This window comes from Pseudomonas sp. PS01270, from assembly GCF_029959775.1.
Taxonomy (GTDB): domain Bacteria; phylum Pseudomonadota; class Gammaproteobacteria; order Pseudomonadales; family Pseudomonadaceae; genus Aquipseudomonas; species Aquipseudomonas atacamensis.
In genome coordinates, this window is the sequence record NZ_JASCPT010000261.1 from 1 (window position 1) to 1,627 (window position 1,627).

A 1,627-nucleotide genomic window follows, 5' to 3' on the forward strand; every position below is an offset into this window, starting at 1 on the left:
TCCAATACCATGCCGACAGCCTTGAGTTTGAATTCAGTTGAATAAGAGTTACGCATATCCGAACACCTCAGATTTGGACGCCATCATAGCGCCTGATTGAAGTGTCCAAAATCATTAGGCCAGTTCAAGCCAGCTCCCACAGGTTTCGCGGTGAATACAAATCCTGTGGGAGCTGGCTTGCCAGCGATTGGGCCCACCCCGATCTACAGCGAAAGCCGCACCGCCAACGCCGCCAACGTCACCAGCAACACCGGCACCGTCAGTACAATCCCGACACGGAAGTAATAGCCCCAGCCGATGTGGATGCCCTTGCGCTCCAGCACATGCAACCACAACAACGTTGCCAGGCTTCCGATCGGAGTGATCTTAGGCCCCAGGTCGCTGCCGATCACGTTGGCGTAGATCATCGCTTCTTTGATCACGCCGCTGGCCTGACTGGCGTCGATCGACAGCAAGCCGATCAACACCGTCGGCAAGTTGTTCATGATCGACGACAGCAGCGCCGTCAGCACCCCGGTGCCCATGGCTGCGCCCCACACGCCGTGGCCGGCGAATACGTCCAGCCACCCGGCGAGGTAAGTGGTGAGTCCGGCATTGCGCAGGCCGTACACCACCAGGTACATGCCCAGCGAGAAAATCACGATCTGCCACGGCGCCTCTTTCATCACTTTGCGCGTGGAGATTTTGTGGCCGCGCGCGGCAATACCCAGCAGCAAGGCGGCGCACACAGCGGAAATTGCGCTGATCGGAATGCCCAGCGGTTCCAGAGCGAAGCAGCCGATCAACAGGATCACCAACACCGCCCAACCGGCATAGAACGTCGCTTTGTCGTGGATCGCGGTGTGCGGGGTTTCCAGTTGTTCCGGGTCGTACGCCGCCGGGATGTCGCGGCGAAAAAACCACAGCAACATGCCCAGCGTCGCCGCCACGCTGACGAAGTTGACCGGCACCATCACCGCGGCATAGCGGTTGAAGCCGATGTGGAAGAAGTCCGCCGAAACGATGTTGACCAGGTTCGATACCACCAGCGGCAGGCTCGCCGTGTCGGCAATGAACCCGGCGCCCATGACGAATGCCAGCGTCGCCGCCGGTGAAAAGCGCAACGCCAACAGCATCGAAATCACGATCGGCGTGAGAATCAGTGCAGCACCGTCATTGGCGAACAACGCAGAGACCAGCGCACCAAGCAGCACCATGAAGGCAAACAGTTTGCGCCCACTGCCCCGCCCCCAACGCGCCACGTGCAGCGCTGCCCAATTGAAAAAGCCAGCCTCGTCGAGCAACAGGCTGATGATGATCAGCGCCACGAAGGTGCCGGTGGCGTTCCAGATGATCTGCCAGACCAGCGGAATATCGGTGAGGTGAACGACGCCAAAAATCAACGCCAGCACGGCGCCCAACGTTGCACTCCAGCCGACGCCGAGCCCCTTGGGTTGCCAGATGACGAGGGTGATGGTCAGCAGGAAAATCAGTGACGCAGCGAGCATTCGCAGAAGCCTTCAAATAGCGAAACGGGTGGAAATCGAACAAATGTGGGAGCGAGCCTGCTCGCGAAAGCGGTGTGTCAGACGTGAAATTGTTATCTGACAGTCCGCCTTCGCGAGCAGGCTCGCTCCCACAGTGAGTT

Annotated in this window: 1 protein-coding gene; it reads right to left on the bottom strand. The window is 59.4% G+C overall.

Going from position 1 to position 1,627, the window contains the following annotated elements:
- Positions 1-203 precede the first annotated feature (203 nt).
- Positions 204-1,487 carry an arsenic transporter gene (locus QMX86_RS28025; RefSeq protein WP_122750646.1) on the bottom strand — a complete coding sequence of 428 codons (1,284 nt, stop codon included), beginning with the start codon at positions 1,485-1,487 and terminating at the stop codon, positions 204-206.
- Between the last annotated feature and the right edge of the window lie 140 nt (positions 1,488-1,627).